This is a genomic window from Microcoleus sp. BM001215392, from assembly GCF_036700185.1.
In the GTDB taxonomy this organism is placed as follows: Bacteria; Cyanobacteriota; Cyanobacteriia; order Cyanobacteriales; family Microcoleaceae; genus Microcoleus.
Genome location: NZ_JAUBOJ010000320.1, coordinates 1 through 9,199, shown reverse-complemented (window position 1 = coordinate 9,199; position 9,199 = coordinate 1). Strand labels below are relative to the sequence as shown.

The 9,199-nt window shown below is 44.3% G+C and carries 7 protein-coding genes and 1 riboswitch; of the genes, 5 read left to right on the top strand and 2 right to left on the bottom strand.

The annotated features are described in order from the left end of the window. Nucleotides 1–150: 150 nt before the first annotated feature. Nucleotides 151–1,653, bottom strand: a complete 1,503-nt coding sequence (locus QT974_RS26090; RefSeq protein WP_333471316.1) for a cyclic nucleotide-binding domain-containing protein — start codon at nt 1,651–1,653, stop codon at nt 151–153. A 72-nt stretch (nt 1,654–1,725) separates the two neighbouring features. Continuing rightward, on the bottom strand, nt 1,726–1,980 hold the full coding sequence (locus QT974_RS26085; RefSeq protein WP_333471315.1) for a hypothetical protein: 255 nt from the start codon (nt 1,978–1,980) through the stop codon (nt 1,726–1,728). A gap of 102 nt (nt 1,981–2,082) precedes the next feature. Here QT974_RS26085 and QT974_RS26080 point away from each other — a divergent pair, with 102 nt between their 5' ends. The 5 genes from QT974_RS26080 (at nt 2,083) to thiC (ending at nt 9,117) form a co-directional block, all read left to right on the top strand. Next, on the top strand, nt 2,083–2,955 hold the full coding sequence (locus QT974_RS26080; protein ID WP_333471317.1) for a 6-carboxytetrahydropterin synthase: 873 nt from the start codon (nt 2,083–2,085) through the stop codon (nt 2,953–2,955). 418 nt (nt 2,956–3,373) lie between these two features. After that, nucleotides 3,374–5,425 (top strand): tetratricopeptide repeat protein, encoded by a 2,052-nt coding sequence (locus tag QT974_RS26075; RefSeq protein WP_333471314.1) that lies wholly within the window; start codon nt 3,374–3,376, stop codon nt 5,423–5,425. Nucleotides 5,426–5,750: 325 nt separating this feature from the next. Continuing rightward, entirely contained in the window at nt 5,751–7,166 is a 1,416-nt protein-coding gene (locus QT974_RS26070; RefSeq protein WP_333471313.1) for an RNA-guided endonuclease InsQ/TnpB family protein, read from the top strand. A gap of 43 nt (nt 7,167–7,209) precedes the next feature. Continuing rightward, a complete protein-coding gene (locus QT974_RS26065) occupies nt 7,210–7,404 on the top strand; it encodes a Uma2 family endonuclease (protein WP_333471312.1) in 195 nt (64 codons plus the stop codon). A 234-nt stretch (nt 7,405–7,638) separates the two neighbouring features. Further along, nucleotides 7,639–7,736, top strand: a riboswitch (TPP riboswitch). 7 nt (nt 7,737–7,743) lie between these two features. After that, nucleotides 7,744–9,117 carry a phosphomethylpyrimidine synthase ThiC gene (gene thiC, locus QT974_RS26060; RefSeq protein WP_333471311.1) on the top strand — a complete coding sequence of 458 codons (1,374 nt, stop codon included), beginning with the start codon at nt 7,744–7,746 and terminating at the stop codon, nt 9,115–9,117. Nucleotides 9,118–9,199: the final 82 nt, after the last annotated feature.

The following is a 9,199-nucleotide window of genomic DNA, read 5'->3' as shown; positions in this document are numbered from 1 at the left end:
TAAACACAGATAAACGCAGATAATTTTAGGGTGTTTTCCGATTTTTGCAAGAGGTATACTGTATTGGTCATTTATAGTTAGTTTTTGGCAAATAACCAATAACCAATAACCAATAACAAATAACCAATAACTAATAACCAATTACAATTTTTAAATTCCAAAAAGAACTTGAATTCGCTTGCGAATTTTAATAAAAGGAGTGTGATCGAGAGAGTCATCATCTAACAATCCCAAATCTCTCAAAGCTTGCTGGCGTTCCGACAATTTTTGAGCAATCTGATCGGCCAAATTCGGCTGTTCGATTAAAAGTTTTTGCAAGTCGTGGCGCTCCACCACAAACAAAATTGCATCTTCTCTAGTTTTAACAGTCGCGGTTCTGGGAGTTCCCAACAGCAGGGATATTTCCCCAAAAAACTCTCCCTCATGAAGCGTCGCGATATACTGATCGGCTTTTTGAGAAAGAACTTCTACAGCACCGGAAAGAATAATATAAAAAGAATCACCTGGGTCGTTTTCTTTACAGACAATCTGTCCTGCTGGAAATAGTTGTCGGTAGCCATATTCAATTAACTGTCGCAGTTCTAAATCAGTACACTGTTCAAAATAAGTTACTCGCCGCAATAAATCTCGCAGCGTCCAATTATTAGGCGATTTAGGGCCGGACTTTTTATGCTCGGAAACAGTGGAATTAGATTTTATTTCTGCTGAATGTTTGGTATTCTGCGGAAAAACTTGACCCTGAGAATTATCGTCTTTATGATTGTTGTGAAAAAGTTTAGTTAAATCTTGTGGGTTTCGCAGCCACAAATCCCGCTGAGGAAATGGAATTTCGATGCTGCGGTGGCGAAATTCGTAATCTATTAAAAAATTGACAGCACTTTTAATAGCATCGCTTTCCTGTGGCTGATCGATCCAAACTAAAAGTTCAAAATTTAAAGCATTGTCTCCAAAACCACGAAACCATACTTTAGGAGAAGGATGGGACAACACATTAGATTCCATCCGCGCCGCAATTAACAGCGCTTCGGTAACTAATACTGGATCAGTTCCATAGGCAACGCCGACGGGGATGTGAAGGCGACATCTGGGGTCTCTATAACTCCAATTAATAATGTTTGTTTCGACAAATTTAATATTTGGTACGATCACAAAGAGACCGTCAATTGTTTTAATAATTGTCGAGCGGATCGAAATATTTTCTACAGTTCCTAATAAATTGTCAATTTCAATAAAATCTCCGACTCTAATTTGGTGTTCCAAGAGCAGGGTGAGACCGCTGATAAAGTTGCTGGCGAGATTTTGCAAGCCGAAGCCGAAACCAATGCCGACGACACCAGCTAAGACGGTGAGAGAAGTCAGGTTTATCCCCGCACCTTGCATGACAAATATACACCCAATAGTTGCTAAAATATAGCTGATGATAGTAGAAATTGCCTCTCGGCTGCCTCGATCCAATCCCATCCTAACTAGCAGGCTGCGCTTGATTCCTTCACTGATAATCCGGGCTACAATGAAGGCAAATAGAGCTAAGACTATCAGTTTGACGATCGCCCCGATCGACAGATGAGTGTCCCCGATATAAAATAGCGGGGTTGTCATCGCACCCCAAAAATGCTCAAAAAAACGATCGGCTGGTTCAGTAATCCAATTCATTAATATTTCGTAAGATGTAATTAGTGAAAGCGAATGGGTGATGAATTTTCGTCGCAATTGAACGGCAAACTGCTAACTATTGCAGAGCTTAGACGAAAAACTCGAACCCGATTGAGCCCTATGTTGCAAAAAGGTACGCGCGGTGCAACTATCGGTGTTGATGAATTGCACTTTCTCAAAGACTGGTAAATAATGCGTTAGCAACCGATCGCGATCGACTGTTTTGTAGCGGTATTTTTGGCGGATATCTGTGTGGTGCAGCTTTCGGGGGCTTGGGGATGTGGCGGTGGCGTGTTGCCAAAATATAGAAAATTGGTAGAACTTCATTACAGCACCCTAAAATTATCGAAAAATTCCAGCAAAAATTGGTTTATGCTTAAAAGAGTAAGTCCTTTACATAACTTAACAAGCTTACCTTACTTGACTTTTATGCAGTGCATCATCAATCGTCGGGCGCAGTTTTCGGCGAGTCACCGGTACTGGCTGCCAGAATTGAGCGAAGCCGAGAACTTTGAGCGGTTTGGCCCAACTGCCCGCGCACCGGGACACGGACACAATTACGTTCTTTACGTTTCCATGATAGGAGAACTCGACGAGTACGGCATGGTACTCAACTTGTCTGATGTCAAGCACGTCATCAAGCGGGAAGTGATCGAGGCTCTCGATTTTTCCTACATTAACCAAGCGTGGCCGGAATTTGAGCAGACTCTGCCAACTACCGAAAACATAGCACGGCAAATTTGGCTGCGGCTAGCTCCTCATTTGCCTGTGAGCAAAATTCAATTGTTTGAACACCCGGAACTTTGGGCTGAATATTTAGGAAATGGCATGGAAGCTTATCTAACTCTGTCTACTCATTTTAGCGCCGCCCATCGGTTAGCTCGTCCCGATTTGAGCTTTGAAGAAAATTCAGAAATTTACGGCAAATGTGCTAGACCTAACGGTCACGGTCACAACTATCATTTAGAGGTGACGGTTAAAGGAGAAATGGATGCGCGGACTGGGATGATTGTTGATTTGGCAGCTTTGCAAAAAGCTGTAGATGATTATGTGGTTGAACCATTCGATCACACTTTTTTAAATAAGGATATTGCCTATTTTGAAAATGTAGTGCCTACTGCGGAGAATATTGCTGTTCGGATCGGTCAATTGTTGCGATCGCCCGTGAAGGAATTGGGCGCAGAGTTGCACAAAATTAAGCTGATTGAAAGTCCGAATAATAGCTGCGAAATTTATGGTGCCAGTTTAGATGCAGCGACGGCCGAACATCAGCAACCGTCAGCGGCTTTAGCTGGGGTTTAAAGCTAACATTGATATCTTTTTCGGTCAACTGCAAGTAATAAAAACGGTTTGATCGTTCGGACTTTAGTCCTCAAAGTCCGAAAGATCAAACTAATATTATTGTGGTTATTCGAGCGGAGACGATATTAGTTGGTTGGGGCGGGTTCACCCGGATATTTGCCTAATGGTGCAGATTGGTGCAGCCACCCCAAAGATTCCGAGGGTGATGACAATGGATGAGGCGCGAGAATATATTTTTTGACCAAAGTTGTACGGTCAGAATTATGAGCATTTTTCCTGAAAAGTCAGACACAGCCCGTATTTTGGAGATAGTAGGTCAGTATTCCCGGTCTTAGTTATTGTACAGGGCCCAGAGTACGAGGTCGATCGCGCGATCGCTGACAAACAATACTAATTTCTCCTAGGTGAGTTGACGTTTATGCGAGTCTCAAATGTAGCTCTCTTGACTCTGGCCGCCCTCGCATCCCAGAATTTAACTGCTAATACCAACGCCGCTCCTGCTGCAAGTCCCGTCTCGGGTGGGACACCGCAGGCTAGCAACTTTGTGGATGCGGTCGATCGTAGTGCATCCCGTCCGGCTGAGTCAATTAGCGCCCCTGAGACGATCGCCCACGAACAATTTTCCCCACCAAGTGCTGTCAAATCGCGGGCTGGTTTGCTGGTAGCAGCAGCCGGGCCGGAGTTATCTGCTGCGACAAAAACCAAGGCGAATACATCCGGCGACGAACTGACCAAATCTTTACAAGAAACCTGGCTGAGTAAATTAATCGCCACGGGTGTTAAAAGCAATCCTCAAGTTCGCGACGCTTTTGCTTTTCTTTCACCGCAGAGCGACAGTGCGGAATCTGGATATGGTTTTAACAATACCATAAATCTGCTGAATATTTTGCTCATTCTCGGTACGATATTTCCACCTGTGACAATTGCCTTTTTTTGGGCGATCCGCAGGATTGTAGTCAGACAGTTAGTTGCTGATGCTAATAAAAGATTGCACGGGATTGGCGTCTTGGAATCAGAGCTGACTAATTCTAGCCAACTGACTCAAAAATTGCGGGATGAATTAGAAGCACAACTAAGTGCCGCTAAACAATCTATAGATTTTTTAAGTAGAGAAACAGAAATTTCTAAATCTTCCGTCGAGCAAATTGAGACTCTCAAATCTCAGTTTCTGATGCACCTGCAAGTTTTGTTGACAGAAGTTTACGAGAAAAAATCGCAAATTGTTCAAGAAATTTCCCAAGTTCCCGCAGTTGTGGCCAAAGAATCTGTCAAAGTTGCACCTCAACCTTCGCAAACTGCACCTGCTAGCGACGGCGGAAATTTGATTGCTGACGATTATATCAAGCAAGGTGAAGGGCTTTATTTTGAAGGCAATTACGATGGGGCAGCGGTCTGCTTTGAAAAAGCTATTTTAATGAATAATAATTTGGGTGAGGCGTGGTATTGGCGCGGAAATGTGTTAATAAAATTGCAGCGTCACGAAGAAGCACTCGCCTGTTACGACCAAGCAATATTAATTAAACCAGATCACTGCGAAGCGTGGTATAACAAAGCGAATTTGCTAGCAAAATTGCAGAAGTATGAAGATGCGATCGATTCTTACGAGCGAGCAAGTAGCAGCGAGTCGCGAAAATACGCTTGTTGGCACAGCATAGCAGCTTTGTTGGGAAAATTGCAGCATTACGAAGAGGCGATCGCCAGTTACGATCGCGCCCTAGCTATCAAAGCCAGCGATAGCGAAATTTGGCACAACCGAGGCGCGATGCTGGGTAAAGTACAGCAGCACGCCGCCGCAGTCGATTCTTACGATCGCGCTGTTGCTCTCAATCCCAAGAGATACGAAACTTGGTACAACCGAGGTAATATGCTGTGGAGACTGCTGCGCTACAGCGATGCGATCGATTCTTACGATCGAGCTTTGGGCATCCGGGCCGACAAATACGAAGTTTGGTACAATAAAGGCGCAGTGTTGGGAAAAATGCAGCGCTACCAAGATGCGATCGCAGCCTACGACAAAGCAATCGCGATTAAACCGGAGGATTTTGAACTGTGGCACAACCGAGGCGCCGCTTTCGAGAAACTGTCGCAGCACGAAGCAGCAATTGCATCTTACGAATCAGCAATCGCCTTGAATTCTGAGTGTTACGAGGCTTGGTTTGGTAAAGGCGAATCTTTGACAAAAATGCAGCGCTATCAAGAGGCGATAGGAGCTTACGAAAAAGCGATCGCGTTGAAGCCCGATTCCTACGATGCTTGGCACCACTGCGGTACAGCTTTGTCACAATTAAATCGCTACATCGAAGCAATGGCCGCGTACGATCGAGCGATCGCCATCAAACCCGAAAATGCCGAAGCTTGGCGCGATCGAGGTGCAATTGTCTCAGAATTAAAGCAGGATACAGAAGGATTTGTTGCTGGCGAAAAAGATACGCAGAACCAGCCACAATCCGATGAATCTTCGGAGAATTAATTAGGCATAAAGTACACCGCATTCACTGAGCTTCGCAATCCCAGAAATCTGGTGATGCGGAGTAAGTAAGTTGGCGTAAATATTTATGGTTGGCCTCAAAGAGGATATAGGAGTCAGGAGTCAGGAGGGAAGAGGGTTTGAGTGCGAGCTATATGGGGTTACATAGTGCTGTTTATAAAAAAACATTCGGTAAGCGGAAAACTCAGAGACTTCAGTCCTGAGATGCAAGCGACACGGGCGGTTTTAATCGCCGTGAATCTTTCTTAATTCTTAATATTTAAAACTAGAGAAAGACGTTAAGATATAAACAAGGAGGTAAGCGAAATTGTTGACAAATTACGTTTACAAGTTACGTCCTAATCAAACACAAACATTAAAAATGTCTGCTTGGGTAGATATGTTGCGAAGCCACTATAACTGGTGCCTCAACGACAGAATCTGTCAGTACAATCAGCAGTTTGTCCAAGGCGATTACTGTGACATCAGAACGAAAGGCGAAGCTTCACCATTGACCTGCTTCGTAAGTAAAAGTGGCGCAACTGGAAATCCCTGGAAAGACTCTAAGCTTGACAAAGAAGGTAAAGCTAGAAATCCTCGCCGAAGCGCTGGCGACATTCAAATAACAGCATTGCCAGAATTAAAAACAGCTCGACCTTGGTACAACGGGATAGACTCCACTGTTTTACAGCAGAATGTTAAACGATTAGACACTGCTTACAAGAATTTCTTTGAAGGCAGAGGATTTCCTAAATTTAAAAACCGCAGCAACTTCACATCTTTTACTTACGCAATGGGTGTGAAAATCAAGGGCAATAAAATTTACTTACCAAAACTGGGCTGGATGCGGTTTTACAACTCTCGCTCAATCCCAGATGGATTTACCATCAAGGCTTGTGCGGTACGAGCGCGCCAGAATGGTTGGTATATTTCCGTGAGGATAGAGGATAAAACTGTACCTGAATACAGTGCTATTCCTGTTGCCGATCGCCCCAAAGCAATAGGTTGCGACTTGGGAATCACTAAACTGGTTCATCTTTCTGATGGATACCAAATCGAGAATCCCAAGTTTTCGACAAACAAAAAGGCTAAGCGGACTCTAAAAATTAGGCAAAGACGAGTGACGCGGAAAATCAAGGGCAGTAAAAATCGCAAAAAAGCAGCTATCCAAGTTGGAAAGTTTCATCAAAAAATCGGTAATAAACGCCAAGCATATCAATGGAAAACCGCGAATTTAATAGTGTCTCGCAATGTTAATGTGATTGCCCTAGAAAATTTGAATATTTCTGGGATGATGCGTCGATGTCAGGTAAAAAGTGATGAGAAAACGGGAAGATTTCTCAAAAATGGACAATCTAGAAAGAAAGGTTTAAATCGTTCTATCTCCGATGCTGGCTGGTCTGAATTAACTTTAAAGATTGAGTATCTAGCTGCGAAGCAAGGAAAAGTCGTAATCAAAGTTAATCCCAAATACTCTAGCACTGAATGTAGAAATTGTGGTCAGATCGACAAATCAAATAGAGATGGCGAAAAGTTCATCTGTGTTGAATGTGGATATCACGAACACGCCGATATTGGCGCTGCAAAAACTATCAGAGACCGAGCTTTGGAAATGGTACGCGGGGGCTCCGCGAAACCGAGTGCTAGACACTCAAACGCCCAAAAGATATCAGCACGCTCTACGAGCAAACGTGCTGAGTTTGGGAACCCTAGTAATAGGGATATTAAGACCGCAATGTCTTAAGAATCTCAGTCGCGAAGAGCGCTGAGAGTGTCAAGACCGCGATGTGAAAGTATCAAATTATGCTCGTTTTGGAATTCGGGAAGTATGGCTGTGGGATCTGGAAGCAAACTGTTTAGAAGTTTACCGCGATGCGATCGCAAATAACTACATTTCAGTCCAAAAGTTTGAGCGGGGACAACAAGTTTCGCCGCTGGCGTTTCCGGAGTTTGCGGTGAGTATTGATTTAATCTTGGGTTAGGGCGATTTTATACTGGATAGCTGCGCCGTGGGTACTTTTAAACAGCACAAATATCAAAAGTCTGGACAGGGCGATTCACGTTCGAGATATCTCCACTTTGTGACCATTGAAAAATTCCCAAATTAAATATATTTAATTTTTAATAAAAATTCTTAAAGTAATTAAAATTTTACAGACTTGTGGAAGTTTTTATAAAGATTTAATCTTTGCCCAACATAAGTAATAGTATCATAAGCCTAAAGCTAGGGGTGCCCGAAAAATCCGGGCTGAGAAAACACCCTTAGAACCTGAGTCTGGTTAATACCAGCGGAGGGAAGCTGTTTATGAAGGACATAAGATATGCGTACCGAATGGATCGCTAAGCGTCAGGGGCACAGCAACGTATCTCAAATGCACTACGCCCGTCAAGGTGTCATTACTGAGGAAATGGACTTTGTTGCTAAGCGAGAAAATCTTCCAGCAGAATTGATCCGCGCCGAAGTAGCACGGGGACGGATGATTATTCCGGCTAACATCAATCACACGAATTTGGAGCCAATGGCGATCGGCATTGCATCTAAGTGCAAAGTCAATGCTAACATCGGTGCATCTCCCAATTCTTCCAACATGGAAGAAGAAGTTGACAAGCTTAAACTAGCAGTTAAATACGGCGCTGATACCGTGATGGACTTGTCCACAGGCGGCGGCAATTTGGATGAAATTCGCACTACAATTATCAAAGCTTCACCGGTTCCTATCGGCACTGTACCAATTTACCAAGCTCTAGAAAGCGTGCACGGTAATATGGAAAGTCTGACCCCGAATGACTTCCTGCACATCATTGAAAAACACGCTCAACAAGGTGTTGATTACCAAACAATTCACGCTGGAATTCTGATCGAGCATTTGCCGTTGGTGAAAAATCGGCTGACTGGGATTGTTTCTCGCGGCGGCGGTATTTTGGCGCGCTGGATGCTGCACCACCACAAACAAAATCCTCTCTACACTCACTTTAACGACATCATTGAAATCTTCAAAAAATACGATGTTTCGTTTAGTTTGGGAGATTCTTTGCGCCCCGGTTGCACTCACGATGCGTCGGATGCGGCTCAATTAGCCGAACTCAAAACTTTGGGACAATTAACTCGCAAAGCTTGGGAACATGATGTGCAGGTAATGGTGGAAGGCCCGGGCCACGTACCTATGGATCAAATTGAGTTTAATGTCAAGAAACAAATGGAGGAATGCTCGGAAGCTCCCTTCTATGTTTTGGGGCCGTTGGTGACTGATATTGCACCGGGATACGACCACATTACCTCGGCGATTGGGGCGGCGATGGCGGGTTGGTACGGTACTGCGATGCTGTGCTACGTGACTCCCAAGGAACACTTGGGATTGCCGAATGCTGAGGATGTCAGAAACGGGCTGATTGCTTACAAAATTGCGGCCCACGCTGCGGATATTGCGCGCGGCCGTCCGGGTGCGCGCGATCGCGATGACGAACTTTCCAAAGCGCGTTACAATTTCGATTGGAACCGTCAATTTGAGCTATCGCTCGATCCAGAACGGGCAAAGGAATATCACGACGAAACTTTGCCGGCGGATATCTACAAAACTGCGGAATTCTGTTCGATGTGCGGGCCTAAGTTCTGTCCGATGCAGACGAAAGTTGATGCCGATGCTTTGACTGAGTTAGAGAAGTTTTTGGCTAAGGAACCTGTAGCACAAGTCTAATTGGTGGAGTGCGAAATGCGCGCTTTACGGGTGCATCTGGTTTTGGAAGAGGGCTCTCGCATGACCGCATATAAGTTATTAG

Bases quoted from the DNA above. Each gene is read 5' to 3' on its own strand.
- QT974_RS26090 (WP_333471316.1), bottom strand. From the start codon at position 1,653: ATGAATTGGATTACTGAACCAGCCGATCGTTTTTTTGAGCATTTTTGG.
- QT974_RS26085 (WP_333471315.1), bottom strand. From the start codon at position 1,980: ATGAAGTTCTACCAATTTTCTATATTTTGGCAACACGCCACCGCCACA.
- QT974_RS26080 (WP_333471317.1), top strand. From the start codon at position 2,083: ATGCAGTGCATCATCAATCGTCGGGCGCAGTTTTCGGCGAGTCACCGG.
- QT974_RS26075 (WP_333471314.1), top strand. From the start codon at position 3,374: ATGCGAGTCTCAAATGTAGCTCTCTTGACTCTGGCCGCCCTCGCATCC.
- thiC (WP_333471311.1), top strand. From the start codon at position 7,744: ATGCGTACCGAATGGATCGCTAAGCGTCAGGGGCACAGCAACGTATCT.